Genomic DNA, 25782 nt, shown 5'->3' on the forward strand with positions numbered 1-25782 from the left:
CCATACCAAAGGAGGCATTTTTGTGGAGCTTTCCATTTCATTTACAGGGGATTCAGCGAAATATATACACATCTACGAAGAAATAAAACACGCTATTATAACGAAAAAAATACACGCACATACGCAACTGCCTTCTAAACGAGCTCTTGCTCAAACATTGGATGTGAGCGTGCACACCATCAAGGAAGCATACGAACAATTACTTGCGGAAGGCTATATTTATAGCAAAGAAAGATCTGGTTATTATATCGCTCCCTTTGAATTTGATTGGCTACAGCAAGAACAGCCACCTGCTTTTACTCCTAGTATCAGTAACGCAAATGACATTCAATTCGACTTTACGAATGGACATGTGGATAACGAAGCTTTTCCTTATGCTGTTTGGCACAAGCTAATTAAAAAGCATTTTAATAGCAACAACTTATCAACAAGCCCCTGGGAAGGAGAGGCAACTTTACGCACAGAGATTGCTCGCTATGTAGAACGTTCGCGTGGGGTTGTTTGTGCTGCATCACAAGTGTTTGTCTATAGTGGTACACAAAGCCAGCTTCAAGCTCTCTGTCATTTTCTTGGTGGCACGACTCGCGTTGGCTTAGAGGAACCAGGGTTTAAACGAGTACGTGCCGTTTTACAGCAATGTGGATTATCTACAGAAGCGATTCCTGTGGATAATTCAGGGGTTACACTTCCTCCAACAACAATTCACATGTTATACACAACACCAGCTCATCAATTTCCTTTAGGCATGATTATGACGATGGAAAGAAGAGCGGCATTGTTACAATGGGCTAACTCGAACGAGGCTCTTATTATAGAAGATGATTATGATTCTGAATATCGTTATAAAGGGCTACCAATCCCTTCTTTAGCAAAAATGGATCAGCTTCAACGAGTCATCTATTTCGGAACATTCTCGAAAACATTGCTTCCATCATTACGTATTAGTTATATGATTCTACCAAAATCCCTAGTCATACCGTTTATGACTTTTCATCAAGATCAAAAATCAGTTGTCTCCAAAGTAGACCAGCTTGTTTTAGCAGATTTTCTTGCACAAGGGCAATTCGATAAGCATTTGGCAAAAATGCGGACGATTTATCGTAAAAAACAGCAGGCATTACTGGCTGCCATCTCTACACATTTTTCAAATGAATTTCAAGTGATCGGTGAAAAATCTGGGCTCCATCTTGTCATAAAGCTACCTCCATATCTTGCCGAAAATAGAGCAATCCAGCTAGCTCAAGAGGTAGGAATTCAAGTCTATCCATGCTCTACCTCCTATCAAAATGGTACGATTGACGCGAAGGTCATTATTGGCTATGGTGGACTGACACTTCAGCAAATTAATGACGGCATTGCACTCCTTGCTTCTGTTTGGCAATCATGATGAATTCATTAGTTTGTCTAAATCTTCATTGAATAGAGCGAAACCTTATAAAAATTTTTTCGTATATCAATTACGACACGCTGAAAATAAACATTGGCTGAATCAAGTTCAAATGATATGGACAAATAAGGGGATTAGATAATAATGGAGAAACGCGAGCAATTAGAACAGTATTTGCAAGAGATTCAATTGTGGGAGAAGGATCAAAAGGATTTATGGTTTTGGGAGAAATTAGGGAGAATACCTTTTAAGATATTAGATAAAATGACGCCTGCCTTTATTCAAAATAAAATTGCTTTATTAGTTGATGAATTAGGCAATTATATTCAATCGGGCGGGAAATATTTAATTAATGAACAAGCCATACTTCAAAAAATCCGCAACCATTCTTCTACACAGCATATTTTGACGATTGCTGATATTGGGCAAATTCCTTTAGAGGACATGATTGCTCTCAGTGATAAATTACAAAATGAACGTGTAAAATTTGCTACGGTACAAGGGGCCTCTACTGGCTTCGGAGGCATTTTTACTTTAGCTATTGATATTCCAGTTATTTTAGGAACTGCTTTAAAAACATTACAGGAAATAGCGATGATTCATGGCTATGATCCGAATGATAAGATGGAGCGTGTTTTCATAGTGAAATGTCTACAATTTACTTCTGCTGATATTGTCGGTAAAGAAGCCATTTTGCAGGAACTTTCAACTATGAATAGCTCGAAAAAGGCTTCTGATAATATGATTTCACAGCTCCAAGGATGGCAGGAAGTATTTTACACCTATCGAGATCAGCTTGGCTGGAAAAAGCTGTTTCAAATGATTCCTATTGCTGGAATGGTCTTTGGAGCCTATGCCAATAAAGGAATGATTCAGGATGTCGCTGAAACGGGCATGATGCTTTACCGAAAAAGACGTATATATGAAAAACTAAATGAATTAGAACATTAATAGAAATGGAAAGATGGCACTATTATTGACGTGTCATCTTTTTGTATTTTTATATTTTAATAAGAATTTTCCCTTGATGCTGGCGGCTTTCCATCAATTCATGTGCCTTTTTCATTTCTTCTAAGGCAAAAATTTTAGCAATGGGGACCTGAAAGCTATCTTCTTTTATTAAAGAAAAAATAGCCTGCGCAACCTGCTGCAACATTTCTGGCTTTGAAGCTCTAGTCGTGCCTAAGCTGAAGCCTTTTATAGTACGGCAGCTGCTATGTAAATCTGATGTTTTAATATTACCAGCTCTACCTCCACTATTGCCGAATTGTACAAGAGTGCCATAAGGCGCTAAACAATTCAAACTTTCCTCTGTTATAGCACCTGCTATCGAATCAAACACAATATCAACACCACGTCCCTCCGTTAGTTCATGCACTTGTGTACTGAATTGATCATATGTGAGAACATGATTTGCACCAAGCTGATACACGATTGGAGCTTTCTCTAAATTACTCACAGTCCCAATAATCTGCTTTGCCCCTAGCTTTTTTGCCATTTGGATGAGCATTGTCCCTACTCCACCGGAAGCAGCATGTATCAAGACGACATCATGCTGACCAATAGCTGCTATTTGATGTGTTAGCATATACGCCAAAAATGAAACCGTCGGTACAGCTGCTACCTTGTCAATTGGTACATCACTAGGAATTTTAAAAACCAGCTGTTCCTTAGCTACAACAAATTCTGCATAAGCTCCATTTTTAGGGAATGCGATGACTTGGTCGCCCTTTTGAAAGTTACTGTTATCATCGAAGACCTCTTCTACAACACCTGCAACATCTAAGCCAAGAATCATTGGGAAATTGGCTTTAGCTTTATTGCCTGTGCGGTTTTTAATATCTGCATAGTTCACACTCGTATAAGTTGTGCGTATTAGGACTTCGCCTTTAGTCAAAGTAGGCTCTGAACAGTCTATATAGTTTAAAACTTCTGCCTCACCAAACTCATGGATCACAATAGCTTTCATTCATTTCTCCCTCCTTGTTAAGAAAAATTATATACTAAATTTAGAATGGATGGATAATCTTCCTGACAATGGACTGGAGCAATAATGCTAGTCTAAAACAACAAGTGGTTTTGCCAATTAGGACGATTAACAAAGGCTCACTATTCACAGAAAAAAATAGTACAACTAACGACATTGGATCTTACCATTTTGAAGAATCTCGATCACTTACTTAAAGTTGCGTCAACTGTTGCTTGACCATACAAATTATCAGTAAAGGAATTGACGAAATTTTCAGATCACACTTTACCAAAATTATGTACATATGATACACTAGCAAAAATACATTGAAGAGAAGAGTAAATAAGGCTGTTCTTCCCAGAGAGCTCGGGTCGCTGAAAACGAGCAAGAACGAATGATTGAAACAAGTCTCGGAGTAGCGCATTGGACTTCTATTTGAATGATGGTGCGACGGGAACTCCCGTTATAGAGTTACAGTATAAACATAAGTAATTATGTCGTACTGAAAAGGCTATTATGGTGACATAGTAGTGAACTAGGGTGGCACCACGTGAGTATAAATTCCACAATCTCGTCCCTAAGACTAATCGTCTTGGGGGTGGGATTTTTTATTTTGCAGATCTTGACTTTGCTTAAGGAGGAATTGATATGAAGAAATCTTTAGAGAACTGGCGTTATCCTGCCATCCTATTATGTAGTATTGGTGTTTCCAGTATTGGCGAATGGATTTATTTTATCGCCTTAAATCTTATTGTATTAAATGTTACAGAATCAGCTCTTGCTGTCTCTGGCTTGTATATTGTAAGAGCAATCTCATCTTTGCTCACTAATTTTTGGGCAGGAAGCCTTATCGATCGCTATAATAAGAAACATTTAATGATTACTTTAAATCTTGTGCAATCTATACTAATTGTTATACTTCCCCTCTTCTATAGCTTAGCATGGATGTATACGCTAGTTTTTATCATTACAGTAGCTAGCTCTATGTATCATCCAACCTCGATGACCTACATCACTAAATTAATTCCTATAGCACAAAGGAAACGTTTTAACTCATTACGTAGCTTGCTGGACTCAGGGGCTTTTCTAACTGGACCAGCAATTGCCGGCTTTCTATTTACACTAGGAACACCCAATATGGCTATATACTTAAATGCCTTTGCTTTATTTTTATCAGCCTGTATAACGTTTAACATGCCGAGTGTTGAAGCCTTTAAACGGCTAAAGTTTGATAATGCTATAGAAAAAAAATCCCTTTACCAAGTACTATTTCATGATTGGCAAATGGTCATACGCTTTAGCTTAAAAAATATATATGTAATGAGCGTCTATTTATTGTTTAGTGCTACCATCGTCTTAATGACAGCGACTGATTCTTTAGAGGCTGCCTTTGCAACTCAAATACTTGCTTTATCAGAGGAACAATATGGAATTTTAGTTAGTATTGCTGGAATAGGTGTATTAATTGGCTCATTCACCAATTCAGCGGTAGTTGAAAAAGTGTCCACTGCCTGGTTGATTGGTCTGGGGTCTCTTCTAACAGCATTAGGCTATTTGGTGTTTACTTCATCCTTCACTTTTCTTATTGCTGCTCTAGGCTGCTTTCTATTATCATTTGCGACTGCCTTTGCAAATACAGGATTCTATACCTTTTATCAAAATAATATCCCATCTGAGAGCATGGGGCGAATAGGCAGTATTTATGGATTCTTGGACGCATTTTTCATCATTCTCTTAACAGCCATTTTTGGCATTACTGCTGAACTAATCACAATACGATTTGTCGTCGTGAGTGCCTCCCTTGTTATGATCATCGTCGCTATTATTTTATTGTTTTTAAATATACAATCCTCTAAGTCCCATTACTATGAATATGACTAAAGAACATAAAAATAGGTCTTTTCCTTAAATAGGAAAGACCTATTTTATATGCCCGAGTTCTTGTGAGAGAAGGTAGGCTGTTTTGGTTACTTCTTTCACAATACCCTCTAATTTTTCATCATCTGTATCATATTCAAAGCATTCTGCACTGATAGCTGCAATTGGTTTCTCATCCAAATCAAAAACAGGCGCTGCAACAGAAACGGTTCCCTTTGTTTTTTCACCGTAGCTAATAGAGTAGCCCATCTCTTTAATTTGTTGAAGTTGCTCCATCACTTCATGATTCTCTGAAAAAGTAGCTTGGATTTCTTTGCTTGAAAAGGCTAGTAGCACTTTATTGGCAGCCCCGATTGGATAAGGAATTTTTTCACCAATCATATCTATGATTCGGACGTTTTTTGGGCTGTCTACTCTATCAATAATGATTGAGCTAAATTGTTTGGGAATATTTAAATATGTAGTTTCACGAACATTATTTGCAAGCTCTTCTAATAATGGATGTGCTTTTTCTCGAATATTTGTATGATGGTACATTTTCATTCCTAGTTGTAACCAAGTATACCCTAAACGAAATTCCTTTTTTTCCTCATTTCTTTCTACTAAATCGAAAGTTTCTAATGTATACAATAGACGATAAATCGTACTGCTCGGTAAATCTGTTTCATTGTAGATATCTTGCACAGAATAGAATTTCTTCGGTTGTTTAGCTAGTACATTAATAATCAACATTGCTCTTTCAATAGATTGAATCATCACTACTCCTCCTTTTATTCATTTTAACGAATTTTTACTCATTTAAATAGACTTCCTAGCGAATAAATTAATAATAAATAACAGAATTTTATAAAAATTAAAATTGACTATTACACGTTTTTCTTATATGATATTTTCATATTCCACTATACGGATTAATTTTCATATAATGAAAACAATTGAACTGAAATGGTTGCTAATTTGAATGATATGTAGTCGAACAAAAAAGGAGCAATATACATGTGTCAACAACTAAGTCAATTACCACTTGCAACACATATCGAAGAGCTTACAAAAGAATTAGTCCATATTAATAGCATTAATGGTACACATGGTGAAGGGAAAATCATTGAGTTCATCTATGAAAAAATGCAAGCATTCCCTTATTACCAAGAAAACCCTACATTTCTTTGGACGACAAATGTGAAGCATGATCCGATCGGACGCAAAAATCTCTTTGCATTCGTAAAAAGTCCTAATGAAACAAAGAAAACAATTATTTATCATGCCCATTTGGATACGGTCGATATAGAGGATTATGGTCATCTAAAGGAGTTTGCTTTTTCCCCTTACAAGCTTGAGGAGTTCTTTGGAAAATATGAAGGAAACGCTGAAGTACAAAAGGATGCTCAAAGTGGCGATTGGATGTTTGGACGTGGGGCTGTAGATATGAAAAGTGGTGCCGCTGTCCATGTGGCGAATATTCAGTATTTCACACAGCATCTTGAAGAATTAGATGGAAACCTACTTCTAATTTTAAATGGTGGTGAAGAGTCAGAGCATAATGGGATTATTGATGCATTAGATGAACTTAGTCATTTAAAAATAGCACATGGGTTGGATTTTCTAATGGCAATTAATACCGATTTTACAACACCATTATATGGGGATGATCCACATCGTTATATTTATACAGGCGTTGCTGGTAAGCTTCTTCCCGCATTCTATATCTACGGACGTGAGGTACATGTGGGTGATACATTAAGTGGTATCGACCCGAATTATATAGCAGCTAAAATTACTGAACGCATTCATAATAACTTAGCATTGACTGAGCAAATTACAGGTGAAACGATACTCCCACCTACTTGCTTATATCAGCGTGACACAAAGGAATCCTACACAGTTCAAACAGCATCTACAAGCCAAATTTATTTTAACTATTTTTTATATGAAGAATCTCCAGCTCATGTCGTCAGTAAACTAAAAGCTGTTACACAGCAGGCATGTACTGAAGCAGAACAATACTTACAACTTCAATATGAAAAATATAGTGAATGGTCCAATGTCCCAAAACGCTCTTTGTCCTGGCATATTGAGGTGGTGACGTATGATGAACTGATTTCATACTTGAATGAAAAAGGTGTTCAAACTGAGGCTATTCTTGCAGAGGTAATGAAAAAGAATGAAGGAAAGGAATTACGCCAACAGTCATTTGCTCTTGTGGATGCCCTACAAAAGGCCGATCCAGAACATCAACCTCGTGTTGTCCTATTTTTTGCACCACCATTCTTACCACATAATTATTTAAAGGAAAATGTGGAAAGAGATCAAGTATTGAAACAAAGTATTGAGCATATTGTCAAAGAGGTTGCTATGGAAACAGGTGAGCTATTCCAAGTTAAACGCTTCTTCCCTTACTTAGCTGATGGTAGTTTCTTATCTATTCATGCGACAGAGGAAGAACTACAAGAATTGCTTCATAATTTTCCAGAATGGAATACCCTTTATCCCCTACCCTTTGACAAAATAAAAGCACTAAATATCCCTTCCGTTACAATGGGTGTATATGGGAAGGATGGACACAAATGGACTGAGAGAGTTTACAAACCTTACTCCTTTGGCGTTTTACCAAAACTCATACAGAAAACAACTAAAGCAATATTCCAATCAAACCATTAATCTAATCAAAACACCATTCGATTCATTAGGAATCGAATGGTGTTTTTTTATGTACCTACATTTTATTCGGGAAGCATTTCACTTTATCTACAGCTTCTAGTAATTTTTTGGTTACTATTTCCGATTCATCAATATGTTCTGTTAAAACTTTATTCGTTTCATCAAATAGCGCTGTTGTTGTTTGGAATTTACTCATAACATCCTCAGTCGATATTTTTTGACTATCAATATATTGTAGCAATTCCTTCACTTCACCCTGCACATTCATAATGATTTGGAGTAAAGCATTGATTTGCTCAGAAGTATCTGTACTTTTTTGTAGGCCCTCTGTTACTAGCTGCATATTATTTTTATTATCTTCATAGGCTTCAGAGATTTGTTCCTCTATTTTTTTCGTAAGGTTTACAATATCTTCTGTGCTTGACTTTGTATTTTCTGCTAATTTACGTACTTCTTCTGCAACAACTGAAAACCCTTTGCCATGTTCGCCAGCTCGTGCTGCTTCAATTGAGGCATTCAAAGCAAGTAAATTAGTTTGGTTGGAAATCTCACTAATCACTTTGACAATATCCGTTATTTGCTTTGATCGTTCACTTAAATGATTCATGCTATTTGTTGTTTTTCTTGATTGTTCACCTAGCTCATCAATAACATGCTGCACTTCCTTAACCGCTTGTTTGCTATCAATCGATAAAGAAACCATTTTATCTGATGAGACAATTAAAGAACTACCTTTTTCAAGTGCATGTCCAGATATGGTATTTGATTGTATTGTACTATCTTCTACTCTATTAAATTCTTTTAATATTTCAGTAACCATCTCTCCTAAAATGATATGCTGGTTATTGACTATATCATGTTGTCCAATCGTTGAAATTAGTTCTTTATGTAGTTCATTGAGGAAAATCTGAAATTCATGATCCTTCTTATCTAGCTTTGCATTCAGTTCATCAATTTTAGCCTTAAATTGCTCTATATCTTCTTTTTTTGATTGAAACATTGTTAACATAGCCTATCACCCCAGAAAGTAGATTATTGAATATGTATTTAGTTTACTGGATTTAAAGTGATTAATATACATTTTTAGAAAAAAACACTCACTTCTATCAGCGTAATCCCGATAAAAGAGAGTGTTTTATTTATTAATAAGCTAAACCGAATAAAGCTTTAATATGTGTTAAATAACGAATATTTGAAGCTTCTTTCATTAATGTTGCAGGAAGACCTTTAAGCTCTGTGTTGCTTGCGCCAATTGTAGCGACAGCATCTTTACGACCTAAGCTTGCAAGTGTGCCTGAGTTTACTGCTGAGAATGATTTCATCTCTTGGTTTCTGTATTGTGCAAATACATTATAACCAGCGCATTCACCCATTTGCCATGCAACTTGTGCAGTTGGAGCGTATAATGGACGACCTCCATCAGCAGGTAGAGCTACTGATGCATCACCAATAACAAATACATCTTCGTGAGAAGTAGATTGTAAGAATTCATTAATTGTTGCTTTACCACGATCAGCTGCTAGACCTGATTCACCTACGATTGGTAGTGGAGCTACCCCACCTGTCCATACAAGTGTGTTTGCAACGATTGGTTCACGATCTTTTAATGAAATAACATTGCCGTCAACACCCGTTACAGGCGTACCTGTAATAAATTCTACACCGCGTTTTGTTAAGCTTTCTGTAGCGCGTTGGATCAGTGTATCTGGAAGTACTGGTAAGATTTTTGGACCAGCTTCAACAAGTTTAATTTTAAGGTCAGCAAAGTTAACACCGTGTTTTGCAGCGATTTTCGGGAAGTTGTCCACAATTTCACCAACAAGCTCAACGCCTGTTAAACCGCCACCGCCAATAACGATTGTTGCATCTGCTTCATCTTTAGATTGTGCGTATGCTTTAATGCGGTCTTCGATATGCTTGTTAATTTTGTTAGCATCATTTACTGATTTAAGGACCATAGAGTTTTCTTCTAATCCTGGGATACCGAAGAATCCAGTTTGGCTACCTAAAGATACTACAAGCGTATCGTAAGTTAATGTATAGCCATTATCTAAATCAACTTTTTTATTATCTACATTGAATTTTGATACTTTTGCAATGTGTAAGTCGATATCTAAACCTTTAAAGATTTTTTTAAGTGGTAATGCAACAGCACCTTCTGCAATTGTACCACCTGCTAAACGGTGAAGCTCAGTGATAATTTGGTGTGTTGGGAATTGGTTTACTACAGTAATTTTAGCTTCATCAGCTGATAGATATTTACGTGCTGTTAATGCAGTTAAAACGCCAGCGTAACCTGCACCTAAGATGACGATTTCTTTTGACATGATTAATTAATCCTCCGTCCTTACGAATTGAATTTACCTTGAGTCTTATTTAGCTTTGCGTTCTGAGCTTACTTGTAAGAAAGCATTAACAAAACGGAAAACATTTTGAACTTGAGGGTCTTTTAACATTTTCACAAGACCGAATAAACCAATTACTTCTTGGCTTTCAGATGCACGGTCTTTCGCTTCAATTGCAGTTGCTGCAAGGTTTTTCGCAGAGCCTACTACAGGACCAGCCATTTCTGTTACTGCTCCAACAGTATCATTTTTAAGCACTTCGTCTGTTGCAACAGCTTGAGCAAACTCGTATGATTTCGTTAATAATGTCATCATTTCAGTTAACTTTGGTAATTGCTCAACTAAAGTTGTAAGTGATTCTTGAACTTCAGGCTTTAATAATTGATCTAGTACATCTAATTGCTCTTTACTCACAGTTACTTGTTCAGCCTGTGTTTGGTTATTCGTTTCTGACATTTTGAACTCTCCTTTGCCATCACTAGTACTATTTTTTATTGCTTACATGTAAAAAAGACCATTAAGGTAAAACTTAACAGTCGTTACAGCGTATATCTTACACAATCACCAGTCACAAGGGCTGGATAGCGATTCGTATGACTTGTTATTACAATGTTTACTTTAAATCGCAAAAAGCGCATCATAATACCATCCTTATCTTGTCTTGGTGACATTACAACCTTCATTATAAGACTGTTTGTACATTATTTCAATGAGCTATATCACAATTTCGACAATATTTTCAAAACTCATTGATTTTATCAACTATTAACTGTCTTACTATAATAAATTTTCCAAAGCATCATAATTTTTTATGATAATTCTTTTTCCTGTCATCTCTATATAACCTTCCTTTTGAAATGCAGATAAACGACGGCTTAATGTCTCTCTTGTAGTATTCAATAAAGAGGCTAAATCTTTTTTTGTAAGTGTCAATAAAAATGTATCGCTTCCTGCTGTAGCAGCAGATTTTAAAATAAAGGCAGCCAGTCTTTCACTTACCTCTTTAGAAACAGCTTCACTCAATTGATTTTCTGTCTCCTCTAATCGTGAGGAAAGCTGGGCAAGCATATGAAACAGCGTAACAGGCGTACCTGCTAAGATCTTCATCAGTTCCTCACCATCAAGTGAGCAAATTTCAGTTTTTTCTAGTGCCTCTACTGTCGATTTTTGCGGCTCATCATTAAACAATGTAACATCCCCAAAAAATTCTCCTACTTCCAAAACTCTCATAACGTACTCCCGACCGTCTGTAGAAATATGAGATACTTTTGCACGGCCATACCTTACGATAAATAATTTTTTCTTCCGGTCACCTGCGAGTAAAATAATTTCTCCCTTATCAAAATGATGATGTGTAATAATGTGTGAGATTTCTTCCATTTCATGTGCTTTTAGATGTTGAAATATTGGTACCTTTGAAAAACAGTATTGTTTTTGACAGTTCATTTATCTACCTCCAAATTTGACATATATCACAGTAATTAATGTTATATTACCTTTATAATAGTGAGAATAATAATCATTTTCAATAAAAGGAGGATACATAAATGACTAAACAAACTTTAAACTACGAAAAAATGCCTGGTCATTGGCTCTTAGCGAGCTTAGGAAAAACGGTACTTCGCCCTGGTGGCATTCAAATGACATGTCAAATGCTTCAACATTTAGCCATTAAAGAACAGGACTATGTAGTAGAATTTGCACCTGGACTTGGCACTACTGCAAAAATGACATTAGCAAAAAATCCAATCTACATAGCCGTTGAACGTGATGAGGAAGCTGCAAAAAAGGTAAGAGAATATTTAAATGGGGATAATCAACGCTGTATCATTGGTAGTGCAGAGCAAACTGGTTTACCAGATGCATGGGCTACTGTTGTCTACGGTGAAGCCATGTTGACCATGCAATCAACTAAACAGAAAAATGCCATTATTAGAGAGGCAAAAAGACTATTAAAGCCTGGTGGTATCTATGCCATACATGAGATGTGCTTAACACCATTTACTATTACTAGCACTCAACGTGAAGAGATTCGTAAAGATTTAGTCCAAGCTATAAAGGTCAATGCCTTACCATTAACAGTAGAGGAATGGGAAGATGCTTTAAAGCAACATGGTTTTACTATAGAACATGTAGAAACGGCACCTATGCATCTCCTTTACCCGAAACGCTTAATTGAAGATGAAGGCTTATTCGGCGTTCTAAAAATCATCAAAAATGTAATAATAAATTCGAAAGCTCGTAAGCGCGTACTTTTTATGCGTAAAACGTTTATGAAGCATAATCAAAACCTACAAGGCATCTCTATCATTGCGCGTCTGGCTCAATAACATCACTTAAAGTTCAGCTAAAAATGAAGCATAGAAAAAGCTCCATACGCTAGGAGCTTTTTTATTTCAATTTAATCACAATCAAGCGAACATCTGTAATAGCTTCTAAGCTGTGCTTCTCAGATGGGTTTAAGGCTAAGATGGTATCCTGTGTTAAAATTTCTTCCATCCCTTCAATAATAAAGCGAACTTCCCCAAATTGAACAATAATTAAAACTTCATTGTCTGTATGATGCTCAGGAATTTTTTCACCTGCTCGCAATTGAATGTTTAAAACATCTGCACCCTCAATACTACCCAATTTACCAATATGCTTTTTCTTCTCTTTTAGCATTGCTTGAACTTGTATAATTGTCATTGTCATTCCTCCCTATTCCATGTCATCATTTTTGCTTTTAATGGGTTTAAAATAAAACTATCGATTGCTAAAATTATTAGTACACTTATCAACGTCCAAGCGAATACTTTATCCGTATTAATATTGATGCGTGCCATCGTTAAAGCCGCTCCAATACCACTATTCGTTCCTAATAGTTCAGCCATAATGGTCATTCTTACTGCACCTCCTGCCGCCAACGAACAGGCTGTAAAAAATGGCACCATCAGACTTGGTAATATGATGAAACGTAACTTTTGCCATGTTGATTTTTGATAGACGGTCGCCATTTGTAAGAGTTGTATATCTATTTGTCGATAACCATTAGCAATATTAATATAAAATGTTGGAAACACTAAAATACTTACGACAAATATTGGTATGATTGAATTAGTACCAAACCATACCATTGCAACTACGACTAAAATAATAGGTGGGATACCTAATAAAAATGCAATAACTGGGCGGAACATTTCATAAATAACTGCAAATCTACCCGCCAATAAACCCGATAAAATTGCCAAAAACATACCGATTGATAAACCTACTACCATACGAACCATTGTTAAATAAAGTTGATGAAGCAACTCACCACTTACTATAAGGTGCCATAGTGCTGTTAGTGTTTCATATGGAGAAGGTATTAAAATGCTCGGGAAATTTAAAGATAATAGTGTCCAAATGAGCACGATGCCACTGCAAGTGCTCATTTGAATAATCAAGCTTTTTTTACGGTTCATAATAGAAATCATCATCCGGTAATTGCCCACCAATAATATCTGGCGATAGTGAAGCTAGTTGTTCAAAGAAAAACTCAAGCTCTTCCTTGGCTTCTTGCGCCGTGACAAATTCGATATTTAAATAAGGTAATAACCCTGCAATAAAGGTTGGATCAAGCCCTTCTTGATATGATGCCAATAGCTCGCCAGCAGCTTCAGGATTATCTTTTAAAAATTGAATAGATTCCTCTATTTTTGCTTGTAGCAATGCTACAGTTTCTGGGTGCTCTTGAATTAATGCCTTATCCACAACAAGGCCAGCTTGAGGAATACGCGGTGCCTTTCCTGTTGCTGCTGCCCATTCCTCTTGTAGACTCATTGATTTTTGTAGGGCAATTCCCTCTTTTTTCGCCTTCGCAATAACAAGGGAAGCAGTATGCTCTGGTAATACAGCATATTGTGCTTTGCCAGCCGCTAATAATTGGACAACCTCCTGAGGAGTTGCTGTATATTCCACCGTTAAATCTTTCTCTATATCTAGCCCGTTTTTCTGTAATAAATACTGAAATACTAATGCTGGCATATCTCCCTTAAATGGTACATGGACCGTTTTACCTTTTAAATCCTCCCATGATATTGCTTCACCCTCTGGTCCAATAAAATATAAAATACCCCAAATTAATGTATTTACCAATTGAATGTCTACACCTTTATTGTAAAGGTTAGCACCTACATATGTTGGCACAGCAGACACTTGCACCTGACCTCCACTGATACGTGCACGTAATTCGTCAGGAGTATTCCAAGTTAGAAACTCAACATCCTCTGCACCTTCTAGTAACGATTTATCATCAATCATTTTATAGAGTGGTGCAGCAATCGAAATACCTGCCGGTGCCTGAATAGTCATTTTTTCAACCTTTGATACACTTGGTTGTTCAGCAGTAGCTTGTACACTTTTCTCTGGTTCTTGATCTTGCTTTGCTTTTTCTGTATTGCCACAAGCCGTTAAGACAACTGTAAGACATACTATTAAAAGACTTACTATAGGCCATTTTTTCATAGCATACTTTCTCCCTTATTTAAAGTTGTAATAATTGATATTCAATATTTTTTATATAATCAAAGTTACGATGTTTTCTTGGTGTATCTAAAACTATTTCCTTGTAGATTCCTTCATTTGCATACGCAATATTAATAATGCGGTCTGCTACCGTTGCAGCTTCTTCATAGTCATGAGTTACATAAAACATACCTACTTGCTCATTTTCTATTAAATCAATAAGGTCCTGCACAAGTTCTTTTTTTATCCAATAATCTAATGCTGAAAAAGGTTCATCCATCATAATAAGCTTAGGCTTGCATGCAAATGCTCTAACAATTGAAACTCGCTGCTTCATGCCACCAGATAATTGCTTAGGAAACGCATCCATTTCATTGTCAAGCTTAACGCGAGCTAATAGATTCATAATTTGAGATCTATCTACTACACCATTACAGCTAAATGTGACATTTTCATATAATGTACACCATGGTAATAACCTTGGTTCTTGAAATACATAACCCAATTTATCTGTGATGCATGTAATATGACCAGATGTTGGCTGTAGTACATTCGTTGCAAGATGTAAAAAGGTAGTTTTCCCACATCCTGAAGGTCCAACAATAGCCACCACTTCGCCTTCTTGCAAACTTAAATGACAATCTTTAATAATTTGCTTCGTTCCAAAAAATTTAGATACGTGTTCAAATTGAATTGCTGTTTTCATTGGCTATCCTTGCTTTTTTGCAATGATGGTAATGTGACCAAAATGATGGCGAGCATGATCAAAATGCTCAATTATTTCAAGGAAATATTGCTCATCATCCGAATTTTTCCGTGCATTTTCAATGATACGTATTAAACCATCTAAGCCCTCATCTCGTATAAGCCCTACCAAAGATACTAAGTGGAGTTCTCCAGTATGCACATCTACAGGTTTGAATCCTGTATTTTCAACTAAAGTTTGCCAATGATGCTTTGATAGTGGCTGTGCCTTCACAACAATGACATTACGCAGTGCCTCAATTTCATCAGTAACACTTTCTTCACTTGATGCTTTAACAACTAAATCATGTGTTGCTAAAATACCGCCTGGCTTCAAAACCCTCCTATATTCAGCTAAAGCCTGTTCTTTTAATTCCTGTGGTAGCATTGTGAGCATCGCTTCATTTATAACCACATCGAAGGTTGCATCATCAAATGGTAATTGTGTAGCATTTCCTTGTTGAATTTGAACGAGATGCTGTACATTTTCACGAATAATAATCTCATTTGCTTTTTGAACTGCCTCTTTATTAATATCAATTCCACTTACTTTAGCATTGTATGCTTTGGCAATATGTATTGCTGTCGCTCCTGTATTCGTAGCCACCTCTAGGACATGGCTATCTTCATGTAGCTGACAAGCCTCTAATATTCGGTTCGTAGCCTCCTTTCCACCTGGACGTAAAATTGTCTTTCCTAACTTCGCTAAAAAGAGATGTGTAGGTAAACGCTGTTCTGTCGAATTCATTTTTTCTCCTCCTCTGTCATCTATAGCTACACTATAAATGAGAATCATTATCAATGTATGTGACCCATATCACAATTAAAGGAGTTACCTCAAATAATGAGATAACTCCTTTAATAGTGTTGAAAAATAAAACAATCCATAGAGTTTTGGTGACAGGTGAAAATGGATTTCCGTTGCAGGCTACTTGCTTGCCTGTGGGCGAGCGCATAGCCGCTCCGTTTAGAGGCTTGCCTGTCTCACTATCCCACGGGAGTCAAGTAGCCTTCCACTCCAACCTACAAAATGTTACCTTTTTAGCAGAGGTTTTCAAATAAATGAAGGTGTTCACTACTCTTTATGAAGAGGTGTTGTCACTCATTAAGAATACAGATAATGGGCGATTTGATCGCTATGCTACTATGAAAAAAGTTAAGACACTTTGCAGAATGGTTGATTGGAGTGGAGCCAGCGTCACTCCTAGGGGATTTAGCGTCACAGAGGAGACCCTGGAGCGAACGGAAGTGAGTGAAGCGGCTCATCGAACGCCCCCTGGAAAGGACGCTGGCGGAACGGAAATCACCCCCCACCTTGCTAAAAGGTCGTTTTCTGCTAGTGACATGATCTTTTTTCAACAACATAAAAGGAGTTACCTCGAATAATGAGATAACTCCTGTTATCAAAAATCACATAATCATTAAGTTTTATTTATTTTCAACAGACAGCCAAAAGAAATTTGTTACTTCCTTTGCCGTCACATCTACTGAGCCTAGCAAAGTTTTACCGTCGCCATCTTTAAAATATCCTACTGTCATTAATGCCATAAAGTTATGAGCGAAAAATTTAGCATTTCCTTTTCGAATCGTGCCATTATCCATCTCCACTTGCATGGTCTGCTCTATTGTTTGATACATATCATTTTCAGATGCCTGTACTTGTTTCAGCTGTGGTTCCGATAAATTGATGGTTGCCTCTTTCATAAAATTTTTCATATCAATATCGATAGTCGCTGATAAATGAACTGCCACAAGCTGCTCTAATCGCTCTTTAAATGGTATAGGCTGCTCTAAAATTTCTAGGATAGATAGCTTGATTCGATCCATCATAGCAATTAATGCAGATGTATATAATTCACCTTTAGTTGGGTAGTAGTAATAGATAGTCGCCTTTGTTACGTTACAAGCTTTAGCTACATCATCCATCGAAATATTTTTGTAGCCTTCTTTAATAAAAAGTCTTGTGGCCGTTTCAAGGACAAGATCTTTTGTTGGTTTCGCATTTCCATCATGGCGAGGTCTCCCGAGAACACGCGGTGATTGTTTCAACAAGTTCGCCTCCTTAAATTAAGCATACTTTTTACACATAGTATAACATATGAATATTTCTAGGTTGATTAATTAACCTTCTAGTATATATAATTAAATCACTTACATGAAATGGAGGTCTTCTCATGAAAAAACATCCACTTGAGCAATGGGGCTCAATGGTTGCAAGTAAAAAGGGTCGCTTATTAGCATTAGCTTTTTGGGTGTTATTAGTAGTGGTGCTGTCGTTTGCATGGCCACAAATCAATAGTATAGAAAGTGAATCCGGTAAAAATTTACCTGATACTGAAATGTCTGAGCAAGCAGCGGCGATTATTGCCGAGCAATTCCCTAACGATGCTGGAACACCTTTATTACTAGTTTGGCATCGTGACAGTGGTCTTAGCATTGAGGATTTTACGGCTATCCAAGGTGTTTATAGCGAGCTTCAGGCAAAGCCCTTAGCCCATCAAACAATGATCCCACCATTTGATCAAATGCCACCACAGGCTTTAATGACTTCCGCTTCCGAAAATGGCACAACGATTGTGACACCAGTGTTTTTTGAAAAAGATGTCGCTACAGATATGCTACAGGATAGTTTAGATCATCTGACAAAGGTAATGGAACGCTATCAAGTTCAATTAGATGAGAAATTATCCAGTGATGCACTCCATGTCCGCTATTCTGGACCAGTTGGGATTGCCACTGATGCTGTCAGTTTATTTTCACAGGCAGACGTGAAATTATTAATAGCAACCGTATTGCTCGTTTTAGTATTACTTATTATCATTTATCGTTCACCATTACTGGCTATTATTCCTTTAATTGTTGTAGGTCTTGCCTATGGTGTTATTAGTCCGACACTTGGTTTCTTTGCTGACCAAGGATGGATAGATAAGGATTCGCAAGCAGTATCCATTATGACTGTTTTACTCTTTGGTGCAGGTACTGACTATTGTTTATTTTTAATTTCTAAATATAGAGAAATTCTCTTAGATGTTGAGGATAAGACTGCTGCTATGAAGCTGACTGTCAAAGAATCAGGTGGTGCCATTTTAATGAGTGCTTTGACGGTTGTCATTGGTCTAGCTACTCTTAGTCTTGCTCATTATGGTGCATTCCAACGCTTTGCTGTGCCATTTAGCTTTGGCGTGCTTGTAATGGGAATTGCAGCACTTGTTGTCCTACCAGCTATTCTTGTCATAATAGGACGTGTAGCTTTCTTTCCCTTCATCCCTCGTACTGAGGAAATGGCAAATAAAAAAGGTAAAAAGCAGCATAAACCTTCACATAAGGTTAGTCATAAAATCGGACGTTTTGTTACACATAAACCATGGATTGTTATTGCTGTAACAGTCATTTTACTCGGGGGATTGGCAGCATTCGTTCCACGTATTCAATACACGTTTGATCTGCTTTCATCCTTCCCAAAAGATATGCCGTCCCGAGAAGGCTTTACTTTAATAGAAGAGAATTTTTCTCCTGGAGAGCTAGCTCCTGTTCAATTGGTTATTGATACTGAAGGTACCGATATTAATTTACAGCAACAACTTGCTGACATCTCTTATATTGATAGTGTTGCAGATGTACAAACTGGCAATAAAAATAAGGCTATTCAATTGTACGAATTAACTTTCAATGTCAACCCCTATGCAAAGGAATCATTAGCCCATATTCCTGAGCTTCAAGCTGAGGTAATTAAAATGTTGGAGGTACAAGGGCTCACTAGTGCTGAGAAGCATGTTTGGATTGGTGGAGAAACAGCCAGCCAATACGATACACAACAAATAACTAAGCGTGATGAGACCGTGATCATGCCAACCATGATTGCTTTAATCGCATTATTATTGTTTGTTTATTTACGCTCTATTACTGCTACGGTTTATTTATTAGCAACCGTTATTATTTCCTACTTTGGAGCATTAGGTGCTGGATGGTTAATTTTGCATCATATCATGGGTGCAGAAGCCATTTCTGGAGCTATACCACTGTATTCCTTCGTGTTCCTAGTAGCACTCGGAGAAGATTATAATATCTTTATGATCTCAGAAATTTGGAAAAAGCGTAAAACTGCTGATCATTTAACAGCTGTAGAAGAAGGTGTCGTCCGAACAGGAAGTGTTATTACATCCGCTGGACTCATCTTGGCAGGTACGTTTGCTGTGTTGGCAACTTTACCGATTCAGGTGCTTGTTCAATTTGGTGTCGTTACAGCCATTGGTGTGCTTCTCGATACATTTATTGTACGTCCATTGCTTGTACCAGCAATCACAACAGTACTAGGTAAATATGCATTTTGGCCAGGGAAGTTATTTAAAAAAGAGGCATAAACAGATAACACGGACATTAGATAAGTATGACTATCATACTTGCTAACATCCGTGTTTTTTCTATTAATACTATAAACATTTCATCATATAATTATACTAATTTAACTTTATTACTCTCCATTCAAATAAAGGAGTGGCATAAATGAACCTTCAAAAACTACAGCAACGCTTCCCATTATTAACCCCCTTTTCAGGTAAAACAGACGGAAACTATGTATTTAATTTTGACAACCATCTTTATGAAATTCCAGCACATACCGTGACACAAAGTGAATTTGAGCTGTTGCAAATTTTCTCAGATCCCATTGCCTTGCCACATGACTACGATAGGATTTGGCTAGATTATTTAACAGACCTAACGGATATTGCTTCATCTATCCTTCCTCTACATCGTTTGTTATTTCTTCACTTCGACAAAGATTTTACAGCACCTGCATTACTCCGCACAATCTTTGAAGCTTTACTAGGAAAAGATATTTTCATGCTATCCATACATCCACAATTATTTGTCATAATCGAATGTATTAAGGGTGATGAAATATTAAATTTTGCTCATTATCTTGATCCATTAATCGAGGATTTACAGGCTCATTTTAAGATTTTCGTATCTGATGTTATACCAGACGTAACGACGACTAAGGAGCGATTTAGCTGGTATGTCCACCTTCAACAATTTATTTGGACCTATACACCAAAGCATGTACTCACACAGCAGGAGATTTTAGTGCCATATGTCATGCAGCGTATAGAGTCACATGAAAAGGAGATTTTTATTTCCTCTGTCTTAAAAAGTGCCACCTCTCAGCCTGAATTACTCCATACGATAAAGCAATTGATTGAATATGAAGGGAATATCACATTAGCTTCTAAAAAAATGTATATGCATCGCAATACACTACAAAATCGCTTAGAAAAATTTCAGCTATTGACGCAAAAGGACATTCGGCATTTTTCTCATCGACTAGAAGTTTATTTCGCAATTATTTTCTTAGAATCACTTTAGGTTAACTGCACAATTAATGGCCTCAACACTGTGCACTGTTTCTCTATCACTCTGTGCTGAAGTTATTTACAATAAAATTATGTCTTACAAAGGGGTGTATATTATGGCGGAATTACGGTTAGAGCATATCTATAAAATTTACGATAAAAATATTCAGGCTGTAACTGATTTCAATCTGCATATTCATAATAAAGAATTCATTGTGTTTGTAGGTCCATCTGGCTGTGGAAAAACCACAACTTTGCGTATGATTGCTGGCTTAGAGGACATATCAAAAGGAGAACTCTATATTGATGATGTCCTAATGAATGATGTGGAGTCAAAAGATCGTAGTATTGCCATGGTATTTCAAAGCTATGCTTTATATCCACATATGACAGTCTATGATAATATGGCGTTTAGCTTAAAGCTCCGAAAGGTCGATAAAAAGGAAATAGATCACCGCGTCAAAGAGGCTGCTAAAATATTAGGTTTAGAGGATTATTTAAAAAGAAAGCCAAAAGCTTTATCAGGTGGACAACGTCAGCGTGTGGCACTTGGTCGAGCTATTGTTAGAGACGCTAAAGTATTTTTAATGGATGAACCTCTTTCTAATTTGGATGCCAAATTACGTGTGCAAATGCGTGCTGAAATCCAGAAACTCCATCAACGAATTCAAACAACTACAATCTATGTTACGCATGACCAAACAGAGGCTATGACAATGGCTACTCGCCTCGTCGTGATGAAGGATGGTCTTATTCAACAAATCGGGACGCCAAAGGAAGTATATAATACACCTCATAACATGTTTGTGGCAGGCTTTATTGGTTCACCATCCATGAACTTATTCCATTGCCACCTTACAGAAACAGAGATCCTTTTAGGAGAGCAGAGCTTCCCTATCCCATCCATGTACGTACCATTGTTAAAGGAAAAAAATTATTTAGGGAAAGAGATTGTTATGGGTATACGTCCTGAGGATTTACAAATTACGGATGTCGTTTCTCCTTTTGCTTTTAAGGCAACTATTGATGTTACTGAATTACTAGGTGCAGAAACTTATCTTTATTGTTCTTTAAACAATCAAAATTTCATTGCACGCGTACAGGCTGACAATAATTTACACCCATCCGATAGGGTTTCCTTTGTCATGAGGGAGGAAAAAATCCACTTCTTTGACCCTGAAACAGAAGAGCGCCTTTAAGCATACACTCTAGATGAAGGCGTCGACTACAGCTGAATCGAAACCAAAAACGAAGACGATACTATGGGATAATAGATCGCCTTCGTTTACTTTATTTTATTTTTTCGTTTCGCCACTTTTTTATGCAGCCCTTGAATGACTGAACGTGTTTCGTCTAAATAGTCAACTGTCTGCTCATAGGCACTCGTCACGACTCCCATAAATAAAATATCAATGACGAGTAGTTGGGCAAGGCGTGAGGAGGTTGCACCACTTCTAAAAGTAGCTTCAACATTTGGAGATACATATAAGCAAATGTCCGCTAAACTAGCTGCTAAAGAACTACCATAGCGCGTTAAACTAATTGTAGTTGCCGGTGTTTCCCTAGCTATCTCAAGAATTTTAGCCACTTCATGTGTTTCTCCAGAAAAGGAAATGCCCACTACGACATCTCCCTCCTGTGCATTGACTACCGCTGTAGCTCCTAAATGTAGGTCCATAAAAGCTCTACTATTTTTATTGATTCTTAAAAATTTTTGATCTGCATCCATTGCTGCTATACCTGAAGCACCCACTCCAAAAAATATAATTTTACGAGCTTGTGATAAAGCAGTGATGGCACGCTCTAATTCAACTATATCTATTAAATTAGCTGTTTGTGCCAAAATTTCACTACTTTGCATCGTCACCTTTTCTACAATCGATGGCAATGCTTCATTTGCCTCAATATCCCGATCTACTGTTTTCGTATGTTGTAAATCACCAGCGATACGTAATTTCAGCTCTTGAACACCACTTATATTTAACGATTTACACAGACGAATGACAGCCGCACTACTTGTATGACTTGCTTCTCCCAATTCAACCGCAGTCATTTTAATTGCCTGTGTTGGGTAGTCTAAAATAAAGCTCGCTACCTTTTTTTCTGAAGGAGGTAGCTTCTCTCGCATTTCTGCAAGCATAATTAAGCCAGCATTTATTTTGTCCATTCTTCCATCCTCATCTCTTGTTGAATGGAGGTTTCCATTCACATCTCGCATCAAAACTTTCTTCATTCCACTGCTCTACGTACATGTCCTTCGGATTGGGCTAATAATTCCGTTGCTTCTTCTATTGTTGTATTCGTCAGTAGCATCACAATCGATAGCTTCACTTGAAAATTAGTTTGCTCCAAAACACTTTCAGCCTGACTATAAGCAACACCTGTCACATCACAAACTATTTGTTTGGCTCGCTCTCGCAATTTAAAGTTACTAGCATGGACATCCACCATTAAATTTTTATAGACTTTGCCAAGCTTGATCATTGTGGCTGTTGTAATCATATTCAGTATTTGTTTATGGGCAGTGGCAGCCTTTAATCTTGTAGACCCTGTCAAAATTTCCGGACCAGTAATCACCTCTATCGCAATGTCCGTATACTGACTAATGGCAGAATGAGAATTACTAACTAAGCTGATGGTTTTCGCTCCTATTTGCTGCGCGTATATTAATGCCCCCTTCACAAAAGGTGTTCTACCACTTGCCGCTATTCCAATCACTACATCGCGGTTTGTTAGCTGTCGTTTCTTTAATTCTGCTTCGCCTAATGACAGATCATCCTCCGCTCCTTCTACGGCAATCATGACTGCCTCTTCCCCACCAGCCAATATTGCCTGTACAAGCGCTGGTAAGGTACTAAATGTGGGCGGACATTCCACTGCATCAAGCAAACCAATTCGCCCACTCGTCCCTGCACCTACATAAAATAAACGGCCACCATTCTTCAGTGCATGAACAGTAGCTGTAATAGCTTGTTCAATCTCAGGTAAAACTTTGGCTATGGCTAACGGTATTTTTTTATCCTCTTCATTCATCAGCTTTACAATTTCAGCAGTGGACATTAAATCTAGATTTGTCGTATCTGGATGGTAGCCTTCAGTCGTCAGTTTTGTCATGCGTTCCATTGAATTTAAATCCCTCCCACGCTCTTTTCATGGATGCTCATCCAAGTTCCCTTTACCGTTTGCTGTAAAGCTTCTGTCATTTGAATCCCCTCACTCAAAAGCCCATTAATGAAAGCCCCAATAACAGGTGGCACTTCAGGTTGTATGAGCCGATTATGCCTAGTTGCTAGCCGTAATGTCTCTTGAAAACATTGCTTAAAATAAAGATTTTCAAATAAACCTCCACATATGACAATAGGCCAATTTTTCACTTGTGGTTCTTTTTTCAGCATCGTTTGGAGGAATTGCACTAAATGATGAACAGCCTGTTCGATAATATTCTTTGCTTTATCATTCTGTTGTTCAGCTAAACTTAACACCGTCCGAGCTATAGAGGCTATGAGGACACGTGGTTGTGGATGCTCATAAACATGGGTAATGATGTCAGTAGGATTTGTTAATGTTAACTGCTCTAAAATGGCCGCAGTAAAGACATCTCCATTCATGCCAAAAACATCATAATGCTGAGCAATTACACGCAATGCCTCTTGCCCAATATAGTAGCCACTGCCTTCATCTCCAAATAAATAACCCCATCCTCCAACACGACTAACTTGATGATCTTTCCTGACAGCGTATACGATGGAGCCTGTGCCTGCTATTACAACGAGCCCTTGCTGGGTAAATGTACCGCTAGTAAGAGCCGCTACTGCATCATTGGTGATCGTTACCTTACAAGAGCTAGCAGGGAAAATGAAACCAATCCATTGCTTCCAACGGACTTTATCTACTTGTCGATCTCCTCCTGCCACACATAAGAACACAGTCGAAACATCACTCTTTGTCGCAGCTATCTTTTGTAATAACTGGGCTAGTAGATGCTCAATCTGTATCCTTACCACGTTTGGTGGTGTCGCCTTCATATTCGTTCCGGCTCCTTCAACAACTGCCAGCACTTCTCCTTCTTTCGTTCCGATTACTGCGCGAGTTCTCGTTCCGCCTCCATCTACCGCAATAATGTATTGTCTATTTAATAGCACCAGCCGTCAGCCCTTCCATAAATTGCTTTGAAGCAATGAAGAATAATAGGATCATTGGTAATGATGCTAATGTTAGACCTGCAAACAGCGAGCCCCAATCTGCGGAATGTTCCCCAAAGAGTGACATCATTCCAACAGGTATCGTCCGTTTCATTTTCTCTGTAATAAAAATAAGCGGGAAGAAAAAATCATTCCATGCAGCGATAAAGTTAATAATGACGACTGTTCCAAGTGCGGGTCTCATTAACGGTAATACCACATGCCAAAGGACTCTTAAGTTTCCTGCCCCATCTATACGGGCAGCCTCTTCCAGCTCATAGGGCATCGTTTTAAAAAAGCCTGTTAAGATCAGCATGGATAATGGTATGCCTGTCGCCATATTCATTAAAATTAAAGACCATAAGGAATTAATTAATCCTAAATCACGCATTAAAATAAAGAGCGGTACAATACCTAGCTTTATAGGGATCATCATGCCTAATAAAAAAATAAAAAACAATGCATGATTCCAAGAAAATTGAAAGCGAGCAATATAAAATGAAGCCAATGAACAAACAACAACAATCAATACAACAGATACAACGCTGACAAACAGACTGTTTAAAAAATACGTTGTAAATGGGATTTTAGATAATAATGTACGGTAAGTCTCTAAGCTAAAGCTAGTTGGTAAGCCTAATGGATTTTTGTAAATGTCCACACTTTTTTTAAATGAAGATAAAATCATTAACAAAACAGGATATAAACTAATGGTCGCCACCGTAAATACCACAAGATAATAAAAAGGTCGAACCCATATTGCACCTTGCTTCACTATATT

General features: G+C 37.4%; 24 protein-coding genes and 1 other annotated feature. Of the genes, 8 read left to right on the top strand and 16 right to left on the bottom strand.

The window, feature by feature from the left end:
- Positions 1-22 precede the first annotated feature (22 nt).
- Together MHI34_RS05710 and MHI34_RS05715 are read left to right on the top strand one after the other, a co-directional pair.
- Complete coding sequence (locus tag MHI34_RS05710; RefSeq protein WP_101966968.1) at positions 23-1387, top strand: PLP-dependent aminotransferase family protein; 1365 nt, start codon at positions 23-25, stop codon at positions 1385-1387.
- A 144-nt stretch (positions 1388-1531) separates the two neighbouring features.
- A complete protein-coding gene (locus MHI34_RS05715; protein WP_036117986.1) occupies positions 1532-2338 on the top strand; it encodes an EcsC family protein in 807 nt (268 codons plus the stop codon).
- 49 nt (positions 2339-2387) lie between these two features.
- On the opposite strand, the gene MHI34_RS05720 is transcribed toward MHI34_RS05715, so the two are convergent.
- The gene (locus MHI34_RS05720) at positions 2388-3356 is read right to left on the bottom strand and encodes a zinc-binding dehydrogenase (protein WP_101966969.1); all 969 of its coding nucleotides are present in this window, start codon (positions 3354-3356) and stop codon (positions 2388-2390) included.
- 317 nt (positions 3357-3673) lie between these two features.
- Positions 3674-3938: a binding site (T-box leader), on the top strand.
- 66 nt (positions 3939-4004) lie between these two features.
- Here MHI34_RS05720 and MHI34_RS05725 point away from each other — a divergent pair.
- Positions 4005-5237 (top strand): MFS transporter, encoded by a 1233-nt coding sequence (locus MHI34_RS05725; protein WP_101966970.1) that lies wholly within the window; start codon positions 4005-4007, stop codon positions 5235-5237.
- A gap of 39 nt (positions 5238-5276) precedes the next feature.
- On the opposite strand, the gene MHI34_RS05730 is transcribed toward MHI34_RS05725, so the two are convergent.
- Positions 5277-5990 (bottom strand): IclR family transcriptional regulator, encoded by a 714-nt coding sequence (locus MHI34_RS05730; RefSeq protein WP_330493652.1) that lies wholly within the window; start codon positions 5988-5990, stop codon positions 5277-5279.
- Positions 5991-6230: 240 nt separating this feature from the next.
- Here MHI34_RS05730 and MHI34_RS05735 point away from each other — a divergent pair, with 240 nt between their 5' ends.
- Positions 6231-7892, top strand: coding sequence for a M20/M25/M40 family metallo-hydrolase (locus MHI34_RS05735; protein ID WP_342504248.1), 1662 nt, complete (start codon positions 6231-6233; stop codon positions 7890-7892).
- Positions 7893-7947: 55 nt separating this feature from the next.
- On the opposite strand, the gene MHI34_RS05740 is transcribed toward MHI34_RS05735, so the two are convergent.
- The 4 genes from MHI34_RS05740 to MHI34_RS05755 all read right to left on the bottom strand — a co-directional run bounded on the left by MHI34_RS05740 (position 7948) and on the right by MHI34_RS05755 (position 11683).
- Positions 7948-8901, bottom strand: a complete 954-nt coding sequence (locus tag MHI34_RS05740; protein ID WP_036118002.1) for a methyl-accepting chemotaxis protein — start codon at positions 8899-8901, stop codon at positions 7948-7950.
- 133 nt (positions 8902-9034) lie between these two features.
- Positions 9035-10219 (bottom strand): NAD(P)/FAD-dependent oxidoreductase, encoded by a 1185-nt coding sequence (locus tag MHI34_RS05745; RefSeq protein WP_101966972.1) that lies wholly within the window; start codon positions 10217-10219, stop codon positions 9035-9037.
- 45 nt (positions 10220-10264) lie between these two features.
- Positions 10265-10693, bottom strand: coding sequence for a DUF1641 domain-containing protein (locus MHI34_RS05750; RefSeq protein ID WP_036118008.1), 429 nt, complete (start codon positions 10691-10693; stop codon positions 10265-10267).
- A gap of 321 nt (positions 10694-11014) precedes the next feature.
- Positions 11015-11683 carry a Crp/Fnr family transcriptional regulator gene (locus tag MHI34_RS05755; RefSeq protein ID WP_342504249.1) on the bottom strand — a complete coding sequence of 223 codons (669 nt, stop codon included), beginning with the start codon at positions 11681-11683 and terminating at the stop codon, positions 11015-11017.
- A 101-nt stretch (positions 11684-11784) separates the two neighbouring features.
- Between MHI34_RS05755 and MHI34_RS05760 the strand changes: the two genes are divergently transcribed.
- The gene (locus tag MHI34_RS05760; RefSeq protein WP_342504250.1) at positions 11785-12567 is read left to right on the top strand and encodes a class I SAM-dependent methyltransferase; all 783 of its coding nucleotides are present in this window, start codon (positions 11785-11787) and stop codon (positions 12565-12567) included.
- A 61-nt stretch (positions 12568-12628) separates the two neighbouring features.
- Here the strand turns inward: MHI34_RS05760 and MHI34_RS05765 are convergent, their stop codons facing one another.
- The 6 genes from MHI34_RS05765 to MHI34_RS05790 form a co-directional block, all read right to left on the bottom strand.
- Positions 12629-12925 carry an AraC family ligand binding domain-containing protein gene (locus tag MHI34_RS05765; protein WP_089933118.1) on the bottom strand — a complete coding sequence of 99 codons (297 nt, stop codon included), beginning with the start codon at positions 12923-12925 and terminating at the stop codon, positions 12629-12631.
- Between the two features lie 2 nt (positions 12926-12927).
- Positions 12928-13698, bottom strand: coding sequence for an ABC transporter permease subunit (locus MHI34_RS05770; RefSeq protein WP_089933120.1), 771 nt, complete (start codon positions 13696-13698; stop codon positions 12928-12930).
- Complete coding sequence (locus MHI34_RS05775) at positions 13673-14725, bottom strand: ABC transporter substrate-binding protein (RefSeq protein WP_058843993.1); 1053 nt, start codon at positions 14723-14725, stop codon at positions 13673-13675. Before MHI34_RS05775 ends, MHI34_RS05770 begins: the two co-directional genes overlap by 26 nt.
- Positions 14726-14744: 19 nt before the next feature.
- A complete protein-coding gene (locus MHI34_RS05780; protein WP_036118022.1) occupies positions 14745-15431 on the bottom strand; it encodes an ATP-binding cassette domain-containing protein in 687 nt (228 codons plus the stop codon).
- A 3-nt stretch (positions 15432-15434) separates the two neighbouring features.
- On the bottom strand, positions 15435-16217 hold the full coding sequence (locus MHI34_RS05785; RefSeq protein WP_141905214.1) for a class I SAM-dependent methyltransferase: 783 nt from the start codon (positions 16215-16217) through the stop codon (positions 15435-15437).
- Between the two features lie 680 nt (positions 16218-16897).
- Positions 16898-17518 (bottom strand): TetR/AcrR family transcriptional regulator, encoded by a 621-nt coding sequence (locus tag MHI34_RS05790; protein ID WP_089934964.1) that lies wholly within the window; start codon positions 17516-17518, stop codon positions 16898-16900.
- A gap of 125 nt (positions 17519-17643) precedes the next feature.
- On the opposite strand from MHI34_RS05790, the gene MHI34_RS05795 reads away from it, so the two are divergent.
- The 3 genes from MHI34_RS05795 to ugpC all read left to right on the top strand — a co-directional run bounded on the left by MHI34_RS05795 (position 17644) and on the right by ugpC (position 22019).
- Positions 17644-19830 carry an MMPL family transporter gene (locus tag MHI34_RS05795; RefSeq protein WP_036118128.1) on the top strand — a complete coding sequence of 729 codons (2187 nt, stop codon included), beginning with the start codon at positions 17644-17646 and terminating at the stop codon, positions 19828-19830.
- Between the two features lie 142 nt (positions 19831-19972).
- Positions 19973-20833, top strand: a complete 861-nt coding sequence (locus tag MHI34_RS05800; protein ID WP_342504251.1) for a helix-turn-helix domain-containing protein — start codon at positions 19973-19975, stop codon at positions 20831-20833.
- A 103-nt stretch (positions 20834-20936) separates the two neighbouring features.
- Positions 20937-22019, top strand: a complete 1083-nt coding sequence (gene ugpC / locus MHI34_RS05805) for a sn-glycerol-3-phosphate ABC transporter ATP-binding protein UgpC (RefSeq protein WP_089934958.1) — start codon at positions 20937-20939, stop codon at positions 22017-22019.
- An 86-nt stretch (positions 22020-22105) separates the two neighbouring features.
- On the opposite strand, the gene MHI34_RS05810 is transcribed toward ugpC, so the two are convergent.
- From MHI34_RS05810 to MHI34_RS05825, 4 genes are all read right to left on the bottom strand, one after another.
- Positions 22106-22987: a MurR/RpiR family transcriptional regulator gene (locus MHI34_RS05810; protein WP_036118170.1), complete on the bottom strand. Its 882-nt coding sequence runs from the start codon at positions 22985-22987 to the stop codon at positions 22106-22108.
- 62 nt (positions 22988-23049) lie between these two features.
- Positions 23050-23943: an N-acetylmuramic acid 6-phosphate etherase gene (murQ, locus tag MHI34_RS05815; RefSeq protein ID WP_036118138.1), complete on the bottom strand. Its 894-nt coding sequence runs from the start codon at positions 23941-23943 to the stop codon at positions 23050-23052.
- A 5-nt stretch (positions 23944-23948) separates the two neighbouring features.
- Positions 23949-24962, bottom strand: coding sequence for a BadF/BadG/BcrA/BcrD ATPase family protein (locus MHI34_RS05820; protein ID WP_342504252.1), 1014 nt, complete (start codon positions 24960-24962; stop codon positions 23949-23951).
- Positions 24949-25776, bottom strand: coding sequence for a carbohydrate ABC transporter permease (locus MHI34_RS05825; protein WP_058844874.1), 828 nt, complete (start codon positions 25774-25776; stop codon positions 24949-24951). The genes MHI34_RS05820 and MHI34_RS05825 overlap by 14 nt, the downstream gene beginning before the upstream one ends.
- Between the last annotated feature and the right edge of the window lie 6 nt (positions 25777-25782).

It is taken from the genome of Lysinibacillus sp. FSL L8-0126 (assembly GCF_038630385.1).
In the GTDB taxonomy this organism is placed as follows: Bacteria; Bacillota; Bacilli; order Bacillales_A; family Planococcaceae; genus Lysinibacillus; species Lysinibacillus fusiformis_D.